Origin of the sequence: Sinosporangium siamense, from assembly GCF_016863435.1 — a bacterium.
In the GTDB taxonomy this organism is placed as follows: Bacteria; Actinomycetota; Actinomycetes; order Streptosporangiales; family Streptosporangiaceae; genus Sinosporangium; species Sinosporangium siamense.
Genome location: NZ_BOOW01000018.1, coordinates 271,444 through 286,545, shown reverse-complemented (window position 1 = coordinate 286,545; position 15,102 = coordinate 271,444). Strand labels below are relative to the sequence as shown.

Here is a 15,102-nt window from a genome sequence, read left to right as displayed (position 1 = left end):
GCGGTCTCCCGCGACCGAATCGGGGCTCCCCCACATCCATCGTTCCTGGCCGACGAGGCTGATCGCCTGGGTCAGGGGCGGGTGAGATATTCGTGCAGGCGGGAGAGCCCGCGGTTGAGGGCGCTGCGGCTCTTGCCGGCGAGCAGTTCGGCGCAGCCGGGGATCTCACCACGAGCGGCTGTCCACTCCGCGACCACGACGGCGATCTCCACGATTTTGTCCAGTCCGGGCCGCGGGCGTGCCCCTGTGGCTGGGAGCAGGGAGGGAAGCAGCACCTCCAGCACCTGCCAGACCTCACGGTGGGCGCCTAGCTGGGCCGCGGCGGTGAGCGAGTCGGCGATCTGCTGAGGTTTCACCCACTCCACATGGATATACGCCCCAAGCTGGTTGCCTATCTCGCGAGCGGGGAGGTCACCACGGGCGGCCATGGTGACGAAGCTGTGCACGGCCACCTCGGCGTCCGGTTGCGTGAGGAAGTGGGCGAGAATTGCCGCGGTCGCGGGGCCGGCCGGACCGTCCGCCGCGGCGAGCATGGCCGTGTGGTCGGCGTCGATGCGCGGCCAGTGCCAGCGGCTGAGATAGGGCAGCATGTAGACGGCCGCGATCTCCCGGTGCGACGGCAGGACGGCGGTCCACCAGTCCGTGTTGATGCCGTGGTCACCCCGTCTCCAGCATGGCGGTTCGTTGAGCAACTCGTCGACGAGCTGCAACCCCGTGGGGGTGGCCTTGAGCTTCGGACGCAAGTGGAGGTTGTCGATGACACGTGTGGGCTCGCGCTCGTCGAAGTCGTATTCGGTGCCGCCTTCGCGGTAGAAGCGGCCGACGCCGCTCGTCGGGTCGCTCAGGCCACCGGTCGTCATCCACCGGGCCGCGGTGTGCCCCGCCTCGGACCCCAGGAGCTCCGCTCGTGCCGCCGCCTCGGGGTGGTCGCCCCGGGGAAGCCGCAGCAGGGCCTGCTGCAGGTCGGCCGGGAGGGGCGTGGCCCCGGCCGCCTGGCACTCCGCCAGCCGGTCGAGGAGCGTCTCCGGGTCAAGTGCCCAAGTAGACCAGGTGGGGGTGGCGAGCAGGACCGGCGGCAGGCGGTCTTCCTTAAGCGCGGTGAGGATTTCTTCGCACCTTCGCAACAACACGAGGTCCAGCACCGTCACCCCAGAGCCGGGCAGCCGATCGCGGCGCGGCTCCGCCACCACCTCTCCGTCGGGCCCAGGCCTGTGCAGCGGGATGCCCGTGTCCGCGCCGGGTGTGGCCAGCTCCCGGGCCATCGCCTCCTGCCACTCGAAGGCATGTGCCCATTCGGTCCGGTCGAACAACTCCAGAGAGGGGTAGCTGAAGTAGGAGCTCAGCGCCGTGCTCAACTCCCCGCGTTCCTTTCCGGCAAGGCGCACGAAAGCGGCCAGCCAACGCTCGACCACCTGCCACCCCCACGGGCTCTCTCGCAGGGCCGACAACTCCTTCGAGCTCGTCGGCACCACCGGGAACGGGGTGGGAGCGACCGGCTCGGGGAGCAGAGGGTGTTCGAAAGCCGGAACGGCCTCCTCGTCGACAACCTGCCCGCCGAAGACCTCGGCCACCTGAGCCCCAAGTGCCGGCGGAAGTGAGAGCACGGCCTGCCTGACCTGCTCCGCGGCGATCGGGCTCATATGCTTGGCGTGCTTGCGCGCCACCTGCGCGGCGCGGCCCTGCACCTCGTAGGACTCGTGGGAGAAGGCCGTGACCAGCGCCGGGACCAGGTCGTCAACGCGCTTCGGGGCTTGACGTGCGACCTGGTCGAGCCAGGTCAGGCCCTTGCGCGCCAAGGCGGCCTCGGCGCGGAACAGCAGCGCCTCGAGTGCCTCGACGACGTCGGCAGGGTCGTGATCGTCGAGGGTGCGCAGGTGGCGCAGGGCGAGCTCGGCGACGGTGCCAGGGGCGGCGGGCAGCAGTCGCAGATAGTCGCGCCGCCGCACCGCGATCTCGGCCGCGCCCGGCTCCAGCAGGTCGTGCAGCCGCACGAAGAAGCGCAGGTCTTGCGCGGTGCCACCGTAGAGGAAACGGCGCACGCACCCGGCGAGCATCGTCTCGCGCTCGTCCTCGCTTTTGGCCGCCCGCTTGGAGAGGGTGCGCAGCCACGGTGAGATGGGGTCGAGGCGCTCTTGCCGCAGCTCCCGGCCGACACCCTCGGCCTCGAACATCCTGGGCATGAGCGAGGTGAACAGCGGGTCGGACTTGGACCCCGGTCCGCCCGACACCCACGCCACGACCAGCGGATCGACGGCCGGCGGCTCGACGCCTGTGTGCCGCAGCATCGCCAGCGCGAGAGGAGCGCCGGCGTCACGGGGACCACGCACCCTGGCCGCCAGCCGTACCGCGAGATCGGCTTTCCACTGTGCGGGCCTGCCCGCGAGAGCACGCACCACGGGCTCCGGGTGGCCGAACCCGGCGTCCCTCGCGGAGAAGCGCCAGGTCGAGAACTCGCGACGATTGACCCACGCCACCACTCCGGTCACCGCGCTGATCGTCGCGGCGCCGGCCAGCCGGATGAGATCGGGCCAGCCGTCCGGCAGCTCCCAGCGGCTCACCCACTCCTCAGGGTTGCCCTCGCCTTCGTCCATATCCCACTCCCTGAGCTGCATGCGCGCCGCTCGTTCACGCAGCACCGGGATGTGGCCGGGCAACTCCGCGGCGACCGCCTTGCGCTCGGCGTCGTCCAAGCGGACAAGCCTGTCGACAAGCGGATCGACGTCACCCGCGTCGATCAGATCGCGAACCTCATCCCACACACCGGTCATCTCACAGCCTCCTCAAGAGCACGCATAGCGATGCATATCCGCTTCCACCGCCACCACAAACCGCGACCCGGCCTCCCCCGGTGCACACACCGCACTGCGAGCCGCCGGACGCTCACCGCACGGCCTCCTCACGGGCACGCACCGCGATGCGGGCCGCCAGCACGTGCTTGCACGGCCCCCGGGAGCCGCGGTGGTCGAACCACCACGCGCAGGTGCACGACCCCGACGTCACGTGGACCTCACGCACACCTCCCGCCGTCGTGACGTGGGCCTTCCCCTCGCCCTCCAGGCGCACGGCGTCCGCCTCGACCAGGGCGCGGGCGGCGCGAAGCCGGGGGTTGAGTGCCTCGACGCTCACCTTGTCGTAGGGCAGCTCGCGGTGGAAGTGGCCCGCCTCGGCCAGGTCGTAACCGACCCGGCCGGCTGTGCCGAGCTGGGTCAGGGCTGCCCGCACCCGCTCGGGCGACAGACCCGATCGATCGGCCAGCAGGCCGACCTCGACCGCCGGCTCGAAGTTGAGCAACATGCCGACCACGTCGGCGTCGGCCGAGACGTCCTCACCGGCCAGGTCGGTCAGCACGGCGCCCTCCCCCGAGAATCCGCGCCACGCCTCCGGCGACAACACCAGCGTGTAGCGCATGCCGGGCAGCTCAAGCTCCCACGCGCTGGACTCCACCCGATCGCCGGCCACCGGACCGTAGACCCGCAGCGCCTTCGCGAACCGCAGCAGCGGATGCAACGTGGCCAGCCGCCCCACGCCGGACAGGCACACCGCGCCGCGGGTGGGACCCGCCACCACGCGCAGGTCACGCCCGGTGGGGACCACCCACACACTTGACGTCGCCCGCTTCGGCAGGCCCCGCAGGAAGCGGACCGCCGCCATGCCCGCGAGCTCCCCCCGCAGGTCGAACCCCGAGGCGATCACCTGCACCTCGGCGAACCCGCGCAACCACCTCTCCGGCAGCGGCACCTTCTTCTCCACGACCGCGCCGTCGAGCGTCGTCACGGTCAGCTCGTCGGCCCCCACCCCGAGGTGCAGCGGGTCACGGCCACCCACGCGGGCCAGCGCCTCACGCAGCGGGCGGTTGACGTCGACGTTGGTCGTGCCCCGGTCGAAGACCTCACCGTCGAGCGCCCCGCCCATCATGTCGAGCCGGGCATAAACCCCCCCGCACGCCGAGAACGACTCGAACCTCAACCGCTCGCCGTCCGCCGTGACCACGGGATCCCGGCTGAAAGCGCCACTGCCGGCGCGGGGCTGGTGGTAACGCGCCAACGCCACATCCGCCAGCGCGAGCAGTCCCGCGGCGGCCGGCGCCGCCTGAGTGATCACGCCGCTGAAGAAGCGCGGATTGCCCGCCAAACCGCTCGCGGTCCGCCCGCCGGAAGTCGAAAAGCCCAGGTGATCCCCCACAATCGCGGAGGGCCTGACATAGGAATATGCCTGCACCGCTTGAGTCATGGCTGCGACGGTAGAGATTGCCTCCGACAAAACGCGGGCCCTATAGAGGTGCCTTCACTTCGTGCTCTTCAACGCCGGCCCACGCCGATGTGGATGAAGGGCGCACGCCCCCTCAAAACCCGGCTCCGCCGTAGTCCCTATGTGCCGCACGAGTACGGCACAGCACCGCCGGCGATCTCACCGAGCCGGCCGGCGCGCGCCGCCGGTGAGATCGGCCAGCGGGTACGGCGACCGCCGCCGGTGAGATCGGCCAGCGGGTCAGAGTACGGCGACCGCCGCCGCGACCGCCAGAGCGGCCAGGGCCGCGAGCAGGGCGTTCAGGCCGTGGCCGGCCCAGCGGTATTTCTGGTGGGCGACGTGGGCGTTGGACCACACCTGCTGGGCTATGGCGGCGACGAGATCGTCGGAGTTCTTCATCAGGGCGGCGAGTTCGCGTGCGTAGACGTCGGAGCGGCCACTGTAATGCCGGGCGATGTGGTGGTAGTAGAGCAGGTTGACGGGTTCGGGGTTGGTGCGCCTCCGGGGCAGCAGGGCCAGCCCCGCGGAGCAGGCGGCGGCGATCACGAGGCAGGCGCACAACCAGGCGGCGGCCTGGAAGACGATGTTCTCCCGCCCCATACCGCTGATCAGTGCGTATACGACGCCGCCGGAGGCCCCGGAGGCGGCCAGGGTGAGCCCGGCCTTGGTCTCGGCGTGCTTGACCAGGTCGAAGATCAGCAAGAGGGCCTTCCAGGCGTCCGTGGCACCGTGATCCACGAGCGCCACGTTGAACGCGCTGGGTGGAGACTCCCTGTTCATCACGCCCCGCCTATTGAAGATCACTTCGCCACCCACAACCACGCGTCGGCCACAAACGATCTGGCCTCCACCCTGCACTTGTGGAAATCGGCAGGATTGAGACCTGGGTATCCCTCTCCCACCACATATCTGTAGAGCTGGTCGGAGACGAGCGTGACCAGGTCGGCGCCGGGGTGATCCCGCACGGCCTGCCGGAGTACGTCGCTGTCGAGCATGCGGCTCATCTCGACGATGGTCTGCCCGGAATAGCCGATGGCGGCAGTGCCGACCGGCCCCAGCACCACTGCCATCCGCAGGCGCATGCGATCGGCATGCGCCTGATTGTCGGCGCACAGGCGTCGGAGCCACGCCATAAGCAGCCGGGGCAGCACCACGTGCACCTCCAGATCGGGCGGGAGAAACACGTTCATCCCATCGCCGGTGTCCTGACGGTCGGACGGGGCGACGACGACGCCCAGGTCGGCCGCCACCTGCTCAAGCATCGCCGCGAGGCGCTCCTGAAGTGCGTCCCGATGCGGCGAGGTACGGGCACTGTAGCCAACGATGTCCACCGCGAACCCCATACGAATGTGCCTGGGGTTGCCGCGTTGAACCGGGCCGTCGAGTGCCTGCTCCTGCGCGAGAGGTTGCGATGCCAGGGATTGCGCGATCTCCTGAACCACCGTGGCGTTCTGCAACGACAGGTCAAGCTGGTGACTCCGGCCGTCCAGCTGATGCACAAGCTGGTGGGCGTCCATCAGGTCCCAGGCCAGCGGCTCGCCGATCACGCGACTCAAGTTGTCCACCAGGATGCCCACGCGGTGACGTATCTTGCGCAGACGAGTGAGAGTCGTCGTCATGTCGGCGACGTTTGACCGCAGCCGCCGCAACTCCGCCTGCAAGCCGGGGCCGGTCACCGGCTCCCGCAGAAGGCTGTGGACCTGGTCGAGGCGACCGTCGACCTCGTCCGCCAGCCGTTCGACCGGTTCGCCGGTCCACCCCCGTATCTCCTGGCGGATCATCGCGCATTGCATCAGATAGTGAGCGAAGACGGGCGCCGCGAGATCGCCGCGACTCCATGTCCACTCCGTCAAACGGTCGTCCTGGGCGGGTGAAACAAGAATCGCGAAGTTGCGCACCCCGCGCCCCTCGTCCTCAGTGTCCGACTCCCACAGCACCCAGCCCTCGTTCTGGAAATGCCAGGTACGGCAGGGCTTGCCGTGCATGCTGAGCGGAAGTTGCCGCAGGACGGCGTTGACCAACTCCTGTCCCCGCGACTTTTGCTTCGCCGAGATTTTGGTCTGATAGATTTGGGCCGCTCCGAAAATCGTGTTCACCCCCGACGAGATCCCGGTCCACCAGTTCTCGAATTCCGCCCAATCCTTGCGCGCGAACTTCCCCGTGTGATCGGCCCCCCGAGCCGGGGCGAACCTTATCGAGAGGTTCATCACCTCATGGACGCGGCGCACGATCATCCCGCAGTGTGCGGCCTGATCCTGCTGCCCCGCCAAAGCTCGCTCCCTCCGGCCCTCTCGTGACGGAGTCGCCGGCAAATCCACCGGCAGGCCGGTGTTGGGAATCGGAAACGCCATGCCCAGCCACTCCCTGCACCGTGCCCAGACGAGGCGGATCTGCTCGTAAGCCGCGTCGGCATAAGGCCCGTCCGCGGGAGCGAAGACGTGGACGATTAGCTCTTGGTCGGTCAATGCCAGACTGCTCACGTTTGCCTCTGCGCTCCGATGCCGACTCTGTATCCGACTTCGAGACATCATCCGCCGACCGGCCAAAGGTGTCCATGCGTGAAGCGTCTCACCAAGGAATCTGGTTGCACATTGAAAAATCCGTCTCGCGCCCCGCTGACTTTCCCCTCTCTTGTCGCCGGCAATGGCATTGTGTCCCCGGAGTTTCGCTACAAGACACCTTTGGCGCCTTCGGCGTTTGCCGGCGATCCCGCGCGCCGGAGGAGAGGATGAGCTATGCCGTCAGACAAAGCTAACCTGAGGGCTCTCCGAGCGACAAAGCACTCATTAGGGCTCTCCGAGCGACAAAGCACACATCAGGTCTCCCCCGGTCCGGGGGTATCGATCGACCGCGTGGCGCCTGCTATCGCACAGGGTTACCCGCGCCGACCCTGAGCCGGAAAGCCAGAAAGAATACATTTCTCGCATGTCAGCCACCGACACCGTGAAGCTCGACGCCGACCCCGGCGTCCTCGTCATCACGGGCATCTCCGCCTCCGGGAAGTCCACCGTCGCGCAGGCACTGGCCGAGCGCCTGCCGCGTTCCGCGCACGTGCGCGGCGACTTCTTCCGTCGCATGATCGTCAACGGGCAGGTCCACATGACCCCCGAGGGGTCCCCCGAGGCCGTGGCCCAGCTCCGGCTCCGCCACTCCCAGGCGGCTGCGGTCGCCGACGCCTACTTCGACGCGGGATTCACGGTGATCCTGCAGGACATCCTGATCGGAGACTTCCTGCCCGAGATCACCCAGATGATCAAAAGCCGCCCGCTGGCGGTCGTGGTCCTGGCCCCCGACCCGGACGCGGTCGCCGACCGGGAGAATCACCGCGCCAAGACCGGCTACGGGCCCGACTGGACTCCCCATGACCTCGACAAGGTGCTCCGCGACCACACCCCCGAAATCGGACTGTGGCTCGACACCTCCGGCCAGACCGTGGATCAGACGGTGGACGAGATCCTAAAGCGGGCCTGGCCGGAGGGCGCCATCTCCTGATCCACCCCACAGCGGCCCTGTGGGACAGCTCTCCCCAGTAACACTCACTCGCCGTCGATGCCAGACTTGCCGCGAAGAAGGGGGTTCCTGCAGCTCAGCACATCTACGACCGGTAGGGCCAAATGCTTCAGCACGGAACCCAGTTGGCGGCCACAACGGGCCAGGACGTGATCGTCGTGTAGGAGGTCTGGCCGACGGGCACACAGGGACCGGCCATCACGATGGGATTGAGCTGAGGGTTGGCGTGATGCTGCCGCACGACCACCATGTGCCTACCCGTGCCGGAGGTGCAGTGGCTGGTGGCCCACCGCTGGGCCAGGTCGTATTGCACGGTGCAGCCGGAGGGGGCGGCCATGGCCGCGCCGGGAGTGAACGCCACGGCGCTCAGGCCGAAGGCGGCACCGCCCAAGAGGGTTGCTACACGACGACGAAGTGTCATAACGGATCTCCTAGAGGCTGGGGGGAACCAACGACTTTCCTTTAGGAAACTTTCCTAAGAAATCTTAGATCGCTCCACATGGGCGGTCAATAAGCCATCAGCGCCCGGCACCGGCCCAGCCCGCACAGGCAGACGGAGGCTCAAATCAAAGGACGTCTTCAGCTGCGAACCCTGAGCCGCCCACAGCGAGACACTCCCCCGACTCCGGCCGGACAGCCCGCCATCGCGAGCCTCCGGCCGGAGCGGGTCACCGCTCCCCCGCAGGTGGACTATGAGCTGACGCCGATCGGGCGGGAACTGCTGACGCTGGTGACCGGCATCTGCGAGTGGACCCGTCGCAACATCGAGGCCATCGAGACGTCCCGCCGCGGCTACGGGCGAGCGCGCGACCGCTCCGCCCCGGCCCGTCACCGGCGGGCGGCCCGGTCTGGCGAGCAGAGGCTTGAGCACCAAAAAGCCCCAGGTCAGCAAACTGACCTGGGGCTTCTCATGTGGTGCGCCGCCAGGGACTCGAACCCCGGACCCGCTGATTAAGAGTCAGCTGCTCTAACCAACTGAGCTAGCGGCGCCTTGCGATGCCGTAACTCTAGCAGCACCGGAAGGACCTACGCACATCGGAAACCAGCCCCCGAGACCGGCGGGAAAGCCCCCGGACAGCGTCGAGGCCGGACAGTCCCCCAACTGTCCGGCCTCGACTTGGCGCGGTCCTTTCGGTGCCTTCCCCCCTGACACCGACAGGTCCGGCTGTGCGGTTAGCGGTCCCCCTCCGCGTGCCGCACCGGGAAAAGTCTGCGGCTCTTTCGAACCTGCTTCAACAGTACAGAGACGAACACCACGGACTCGTCATCCCGAGGTTGATTTCTCTCCTACACCCGTGCTTGACCTGGTACGACCTGCCCGGAAGGCCCGGCCAAGCGGCCCGCTTCCGCCGTACAGCACCGTATTTGTCGGGGCTTCCAACTATCTCCTCGCCCACCCCGGCAGGACGCCCGACCGCCAAGCGGCGGAAGATCTCCGGGCGAGATGGGGCTCGCTTTGCCCTGCCGACCGGCCGACCTCGGGCGGACACCGCCAAGGCAATGTCCGAGTCAAGGGTTTCAGGCGTCCTCATGAGCGGCCAGGTAGTTGATGTAGATCGGCCTGAGGGCCTCCCCGAGATGGCCCTCCCCTGCGGACATGGCGTCGCTGAGAAGGGCCGAGAGGCGGCTGAGGTCGTTGGCGGTCTCCGCGCCGTGGCCGCTGGCGGCCTCGGCGGCCGGGATGGCCTTGAGGAGGTTCCAGAGGAAGCCGAAGTCGCCGCGGCGAACGGCGTACGCGACGGCGCGATCATGCAGCTCCCTGGTGGACAGCTCCTCAAGCTCGCGCTCTTTCATGTCCATGGACTCCCCACCCCGCTAGGTCTCTTCCCCCTTTATCCCCCACGTTCTCATTGAACCCTTTGCGACCGGCGCAGCGACCCGCGAGGCGTGCAGATCGCGGATGGCCGCCCGACCGACCAGACTGGCAGTCAAGGGACGAGCGGTGTCCCGGGATCGATTGGGGGGAGCGGCGTTGGCGAGGTGCAAGACATCGCTGCCTGTTCCGCTGTTTCCGGTGTTGTTCGTGATGGCTCGGGGACTACCCATGTATGTGCTGCTGCGCCGGCGCACCAAGGGGCCGTCCTCCGCCATTGGCACGGCCGCCGTCGCCAAGGTCCTGACCTGTCCCCTCATGGCCCTGCGGATCCCCCGCGCGGCCGATCACAGATGCGAGGATGTCAAAGCGTGATCAGATTCGTTGTCAAAACCTTGATCGTGGCCGCGGCCCTATGGGTCGCGACCCAGCTCGTCACCGGGATCACGGTGGGAGGTTCGACCACCGCCAAGGGCATCGGCACACTGATCGTCGTGGCGCTGATCTTCGGCCTGGTCAACGCCGTCATCAAGCCCATCGTCCAAGTCGTCGGATGCGCGTTCTACGTGCTGACCCTCGGTTTGTTCGCGTTCATCGTGAACGCCGGCCTGCTGCTGCTCACCAGTTGGATAGCAGAGCAGATCAACGTCCCCTTCCACGTCGACGGATTCATTCCGGCCCTCTTCGGCGCGATCATTATCGCCGTGGTGAGCTGGATCCTCGACCTGATCATCCCCGGCTGACGGCCGCGTCGCGGACGGAGCCGCGCTCCCTGAGGCCGGGAGCCTGGACGACACGCCGGCGGTGGCCCCCCTCCCCGTCGGCGTCGACGGCCTCAAGCACAAGGTGTACGGCGGCGCGGACGATGCCGTCGATATCCCAGTTGACGGTGGTCAGCCCGGGGGTGAGCAGCGCGGACATCGGGTGGTCGTCATAGCCCATCACCGAGATGTCATCGGGAACGCGCAACCCCCGCCTGGCCGCCGCCGCGTAGACGCCGTAGGCGATGGAGTCCGCGAAGCAGAACACCGCCTGCGGCCGCTCCCCCTCGGGCTCCCCCAGCAGCTCCCACGCCACCTTTGTCGCCGCCGAGGTCGACTGCGGGGCCGTGACGACCCTGATGTCGAGGCCGAGGCGCTCGGCCTCGGCCGTCACATAGACGTCGGCGGGCCGGTCGGGCGTGCTGGCCTGGGTGGGGGTGAGGACGGCGACGCGGCGGTGGCCCCGATCGCGCAGGTGCCGCAAGGCCAATGTCACCCCGGCGCGGTTGTCGAAGACGACCTCCCCTGCCCCGGCCACCGCCCCGAGCGCGTCGCCCACCGCGACGACCGGCATGCTCTCGCACAACTCCGCCCAGTACGGCGAAGCCGGGTCGACCGGTTGCACGATGAGCCCGTCGACGCGCTGATCGCGGAGCCTGGCGGCGAGGGCCTGCTCCCTGCGGGGATCGCCCGCCGCGTCGAGGATGAGGGCATATTTGTCGTTTGCCAGGAGTGCCCGGCCGATGCCGACGGCCAGGGACTGCTGCCAGAGGTCCTCAAGCGACCCGCAGAGCAGCCCGATCATGCCGGTGCGCCCGCTGGCCAGGGCCCGCGCGATGGGGTCGGCCTCGTAGCCGAGTTCGGCGGCGGCGCGGCGGACACGTTCGATGGTCTCGTCCGACACCTGCAGGCCGCGCAGGGCGTAGGAGACCGCTGCCGGCGACAGCCCGGTGGCCTTGGCCACCTCACGTAGCGTGGCTCGTTTTCTCGGCGGCATCCGACCAATCTATGTCCTTCGACAGCTGATCCACGGTAGCCCGGCGGGGATTCTCCCCGCACACACCGGAGAAAATAACCTATATTCTGAGTAGGGATTGACGGAATGGAGGACGTGTGGTCGTCGACGTGCATCAGCACCTCTGGACCCCTGCCTTCGTCGAGGCGCTGCGCTCCAGGACCGCGCCCCCGCGCCTCGCCGGACCGCGCGGGTGGACGCTCCACCTCGCCGGCGAGCCGCCCTACGAGGTCGATCCCCGCGATCACGACCTCGACCGGCGCCTCCGCCTCAACGCCGATCTGGCGCTGGCGGTGGTGGGGCTGTCGAGCCCGCTCGGTGTGGAGCACCTCCCGCCGGAGGACGCCTGGCCCCTGCTGGACGCCTACCACGAGGGCGCGTTCGCGCTGCCCACGCCGTTCAAGGCCTGGGCGGCGACCTGCTTGAGCGAGCCCGACCCGGTTCGCCTCGCCGCCGACCTCGACCGCGGCGCGGCCGGGCTGCAGGTGCCCGCGACGGCGGTGGCCGGCCCTGCCGGGCTGCTGCGCGTCGGGCCGCTGCTGTCGGTGCTGGAGGAGCGCGGCCTGCCGCTGTTCGTGCACCCGGGACCGGCGCCGGCGCAGGACGGCGGGGCGCCCTGGTGGCCCGCGCTCGTGCCGTACGTGCAGCAGATGCACGCCGCCTGGCACGCCTTCCACGCGGTGGGACGCGGCCGGCACCCGGACCTCCGGGTGTGTTTCGCGCTGCTCGCCGGGCTCGCCCCACTGCACTCCGAACGCCTGTTCACCCGGGGCGGCGGCGGGCGGGGCGAGGTCGATCCGCACGTCTTCGTGGAGACCTCGTCCTACGGCCCGCGGGCGATCGACGCGGTGCTGCGCGAACTGGGCGTCGATGTGATCGTCAACGGCTCGGATCTTCCGTACGCGACCGCCCCCGCCACGGGGCTCGGCCCCGCCGCCGACCACGCGGTCCGCACCGCCAATCCCCTGCGCCTGCTCGGCCGCGCCGCCGAGCCCACGACCCCGGCCGGCATCGCGGCCGGTGGCCATATCCACATCAGGAGGGAGTCGCGTCGATGAACACGAGCCAGATCCCGGGCATGAAGCTCTGTGCGCGTTCCTTCGGCCAAGGGGCGGCCCGATGAGCTGGACGGGGCTGCCCGAGCGGGCTTTGGACCGCAGGGAGCTGCAAAGACTGGTTGACGACCTGGCCGGCCGGCCGGAGTTGTGGAAGGAGCACGTGGGTTTTCCCGATAGTGAGGGCGGGCGGCATTACGCCTCGCTCTACCGGGATGCCTATGTGGATATCTGGCTGCTCTGCTGGCGGCCCGAGGACGACACGGGGTGGCACGACCACGACATCTCCTCGGGCGCGGTGCACGTGGTCGAGGGCGCGCTGCGGGAGTGCAACCCACGCATCGGCGGCGAACACCTCGAAACCGTGGTCAGCGACGGCGAGTCGTTCTCCTTCGGCCCGGACCACATCCACCGGCTGACGGGCGCCCTTGAACAGAGCGTGTCGATCCACGCCTACTCACCGCCGCTCTGGCGGATGGGGCAATATTCGATCAGCACGACCGGTGTCATGCGCCGGACGTCGGTGAGCTACGCCGACGAGCTGCGACCGCTCGACGAGCCGCTGGACGCGCCACCGCGCGAACACGTGGCCTGACGGGGGGCGTGCGCCGCTATCTGCCGAGGCAGCAGGTGGCGCACGCCTCCGCGCCCGGCACCTTGACCCACATGCAGCAGGTGCGCCGGCGATATCCCGTGTCGGTGAGCTGGATGAGGTTGACGACCGGTTTGTCGACGAGCCCTAGCAGCATGGGCACGTCGACGAGCGGGTCGCCGGGCAGCGCCTCGGCGTAGGCCCGCAGCGGCTGCACCAGCGCCTCGGCGGTCGACCCCCAAAGGTTCCGCATGCCGACGCGTGCCACCGCGTGGATGGCCTTGATCACGGGTGCCTGGACGGCGTGGAGCGACTGCCTGAGGGTCTCCCCGAGGTCGCTCACCACGACGGTGCCGGGGGCGCCCGCGAAGGGATCACCGGGAAGCACCGCGGTGGTGACGGCGGTCGCGCCGATGGTGACGCGGCCGTCGCCGGAGATGCGATAGAGGGTGTCCTCCAGCCTGGTCAGCGGCAGCCTGCGGTTGAGCGCCCACCCGAGCGTCATGGGCAGCACCTGCCAGTAACCGAGCCCCTTCCACAGCAGCGCCGCCGCCACGTGCAGGGGCGCGTCCTCGTTGCGGCGCGCATGCGCCTCGATGAGGTGGCGCAACTCGGTGTACGGCTCGCGCACGAGGTCGGCCGTGCGCGACCAGCCGGCGAGGGAGTCCACCACGAGCCCGGGGTGCACGCCGAGTGCCCCGCCGCGCTCCTCGGCGGCCCGGGCGAGCAGGCCGGTGAGCCCGCCGAGCGGATTCACATCGAGCGGATCAGACGCGACAGCCGACATTCACAACCCCCGAGAGACACCAGTAAGGTAAGGCTAACCTAATCATGCCTCACAGAAGGTGCGTTTCACCGCATCGCACGACCGGCGCCACACACCTCTGGAGCCGCCGCCAGGTCGGCGCCAACCGATAAGGTAAGCCTAATCTAACCGAAGGGGATCTCGCATGGAATCGATCGCCACAGTCGCGACCGACCGCCCCGAGCGCTACCTCAAGCAGCTCTGCGCCCACCTCGGCCGCAAGATCAAGGCGGACTACACCGACACCGAGGGCACGCTGACCTTTGACGCCGGCCTCGGCCAGGTGACCGCGACCCCCGGGATGCTGACCCTGCGGGCCAGCGCCGACAACCCGGAGAACCTCGCCGTGGTGGAGGATGTCCTCGGACGGCACCTGGAAGGCTTCGGACAGCGCGACGGCCTCCAGGTGGTCTGGGAGCGCACCACCGCCTAGCGGTCACCGGGACGTCACGTCGTGCGGGCGATCCCGCCGTGGGGCAAGGTGGTCACCGTCACCCCGAAGTCGTGTGCCGTGCCCGCCGCCTCCGCCTGGCTCAAGCCGGGCGCGGCGACCACCAGACACCCCTTCGCCACGGCGAGCCCGACCAGCGCCGGCAGGTCGCACCCGCCGTCCAGCGGCCATGTGACCAGCACGACGTCGGACTCGGTCAACGCCACCTCGGCGTCGATCTCGGCCATCCGGGTGAGCACGTCGCGGTGGGTCGACACCCGGCCGCGGGCGGTCACCAGCGCCGGCTGGGTCTTCGGGTCGATCTCCGGGAGCGGCCGCGGATCCATGTCGATCAGATGGTGGAAGTCCACCGTGTCCGGCGCCGGGCCGAAGGCGACGACCTGGCGCACCCTGCTGGCCTCCACCAGGCGCATCGCGCCGTCGAGCAGCTCGGGACCGGTGATGAGCACCCTGGCGTCCAGCTCCGTCAGCAGCCGCGCGCTCTCGTCCTCCTCCGCCCCGGCCGGGAGGAGTACGGCGACGCCCCCAGCGGCCACGACCGTCTGCACGGCCAGGGTCTGAAAGGTCACCGTGCCGACGTGCACACCCACGGCCTGCCCGGGACGTGCGCCCCGCGCGACCAACGCCGAGGCCGCCCGGGTGACCTCGGTGAACAGCTTGCGATAGCCGTACACGACGCCCCCGCCGAGGTCGACCAGCGCCGGACGATCACCTCGCTCGCGGGCGGCGCCGAGCACCTGCTGCGGCAGGGCGCCGGTCGCCGAAGGCGTGAGGGGCATCATGCCGCGACCGTACGCCGCGATCATTCGGCGAGGCATCGGCAGATGTATGTACGTGGATGTGTATTCACCA

At 69.2% G+C, this 15,102-nt stretch carries 15 protein-coding genes and 1 tRNA gene; 6 read left to right on the top strand and 10 right to left on the bottom strand.

The annotated features are described in order from the left end of the window. Nucleotides 1-71: 71 nt before the first annotated feature. From Ssi02_RS14550 to Ssi02_RS14535, 4 genes are all read right to left on the bottom strand, one after another. On the bottom strand, nt 72-2,768 hold the full coding sequence (locus Ssi02_RS14550; protein ID WP_204025766.1) for a DUF7824 domain-containing protein: 2,697 nt from the start codon (nt 2,766-2,768) through the stop codon (nt 72-74). Between the two features lie 112 nt (nt 2,769-2,880). Then, on the bottom strand, nt 2,881-4,230 hold the full coding sequence (locus Ssi02_RS14545) for an SWIM zinc finger family protein (RefSeq protein WP_204025764.1): 1,350 nt from the start codon (nt 4,228-4,230) through the stop codon (nt 2,881-2,883). Nucleotides 4,231-4,488: 258 nt separating this feature from the next. Beyond that, nucleotides 4,489-5,028, bottom strand: a complete 540-nt coding sequence (locus tag Ssi02_RS14540) for a Pycsar system effector family protein (protein ID WP_204025762.1) — start codon at nt 5,026-5,028, stop codon at nt 4,489-4,491. Between the two features lie 20 nt (nt 5,029-5,048). After that, nucleotides 5,049-6,728: a CATRA conflict system CASPASE/TPR repeat-associated protein gene (locus tag Ssi02_RS14535; RefSeq protein ID WP_204025760.1), complete on the bottom strand. Its 1,680-nt coding sequence runs from the start codon at nt 6,726-6,728 to the stop codon at nt 5,049-5,051. Nucleotides 6,729-7,173: 445 nt separating this feature from the next. Between Ssi02_RS14535 and Ssi02_RS14530 the strand changes: the two genes are divergently transcribed. Then, on the top strand, nt 7,174-7,740 hold the full coding sequence (locus tag Ssi02_RS14530) for an AAA family ATPase (protein WP_204025758.1): 567 nt from the start codon (nt 7,174-7,176) through the stop codon (nt 7,738-7,740). Between the two features lie 127 nt (nt 7,741-7,867). On the opposite strand, the gene Ssi02_RS14525 is transcribed toward Ssi02_RS14530, so the two are convergent. Then, nucleotides 7,868-8,179 (bottom strand): hypothetical protein, encoded by a 312-nt coding sequence (locus Ssi02_RS14525; RefSeq protein WP_204025756.1) that lies wholly within the window; start codon nt 8,177-8,179, stop codon nt 7,868-7,870. Nucleotides 8,180-8,275: 96 nt separating this feature from the next. On the opposite strand from Ssi02_RS14525, the gene Ssi02_RS39790 reads away from it, so the two are divergent. Beyond that, a complete protein-coding gene (locus Ssi02_RS39790; RefSeq protein ID WP_204025970.1) occupies nt 8,276-8,713 on the top strand; it encodes a winged helix-turn-helix transcriptional regulator in 438 nt (145 codons plus the stop codon). On the opposite strand, the gene Ssi02_RS14515 is transcribed toward Ssi02_RS39790, so the two are convergent. After that, nucleotides 8,672-8,748, bottom strand: a tRNA-Lys gene (locus Ssi02_RS14515). The two genes, Ssi02_RS39790 and Ssi02_RS14515, sit on opposite strands and share 42 nt — an antisense overlap. A 528-nt stretch (nt 8,749-9,276) precedes the next feature. Then, complete coding sequence (locus Ssi02_RS14510) at nt 9,277-9,552, bottom strand: hypothetical protein (RefSeq protein WP_204025754.1); 276 nt, start codon at nt 9,550-9,552, stop codon at nt 9,277-9,279. Between the two features lie 390 nt (nt 9,553-9,942). On the opposite strand from Ssi02_RS14510, the gene Ssi02_RS14505 reads away from it, so the two are divergent. Then, nucleotides 9,943-10,314 (top strand): phage holin family protein, encoded by a 372-nt coding sequence (locus Ssi02_RS14505; RefSeq protein WP_307825670.1) that lies wholly within the window; start codon nt 9,943-9,945, stop codon nt 10,312-10,314. Here Ssi02_RS14505 and Ssi02_RS14500 read toward each other — a convergent pair. After that, on the bottom strand, nt 10,301-11,329 hold the full coding sequence (locus Ssi02_RS14500; RefSeq protein ID WP_204025752.1) for a LacI family DNA-binding transcriptional regulator: 1,029 nt from the start codon (nt 11,327-11,329) through the stop codon (nt 10,301-10,303). The two genes, Ssi02_RS14505 and Ssi02_RS14500, sit on opposite strands and share 14 nt — an antisense overlap. A gap of 116 nt (nt 11,330-11,445) precedes the next feature. On the opposite strand from Ssi02_RS14500, the gene Ssi02_RS14495 reads away from it, so the two are divergent. Then, nucleotides 11,446-12,405, top strand: a complete 960-nt coding sequence (locus Ssi02_RS14495; protein ID WP_239128908.1) for an amidohydrolase family protein — start codon at nt 11,446-11,448, stop codon at nt 12,403-12,405. A gap of 61 nt (nt 12,406-12,466) precedes the next feature. Continuing rightward, nucleotides 12,467-12,997, top strand: coding sequence for a cysteine dioxygenase (locus tag Ssi02_RS14490; protein WP_204025750.1), 531 nt, complete (start codon nt 12,467-12,469; stop codon nt 12,995-12,997). Nucleotides 12,998-13,013: 16 nt separating this feature from the next. Here the strand turns inward: Ssi02_RS14490 and Ssi02_RS14485 are convergent, their stop codons facing one another. Beyond that, on the bottom strand, nt 13,014-13,781 hold the full coding sequence (locus Ssi02_RS14485) for a (2Fe-2S)-binding protein (protein ID WP_204025748.1): 768 nt from the start codon (nt 13,779-13,781) through the stop codon (nt 13,014-13,016). 163 nt (nt 13,782-13,944) lie between these two features. Between Ssi02_RS14485 and Ssi02_RS14480 the strand changes: the two genes are divergently transcribed. After that, the gene (locus Ssi02_RS14480) at nt 13,945-14,232 is read left to right on the top strand and encodes a DUF2218 domain-containing protein (RefSeq protein ID WP_204025746.1); all 288 of its coding nucleotides are present in this window, start codon (nt 13,945-13,947) and stop codon (nt 14,230-14,232) included. A 14-nt stretch (nt 14,233-14,246) separates the two neighbouring features. On the opposite strand, the gene Ssi02_RS14475 is transcribed toward Ssi02_RS14480, so the two are convergent. Continuing rightward, nucleotides 14,247-15,068, bottom strand: a complete 822-nt coding sequence (locus Ssi02_RS14475; protein WP_204025744.1) for an AMP-binding protein — start codon at nt 15,066-15,068, stop codon at nt 14,247-14,249. Between the last annotated feature and the right edge of the window lie 34 nt (nt 15,069-15,102).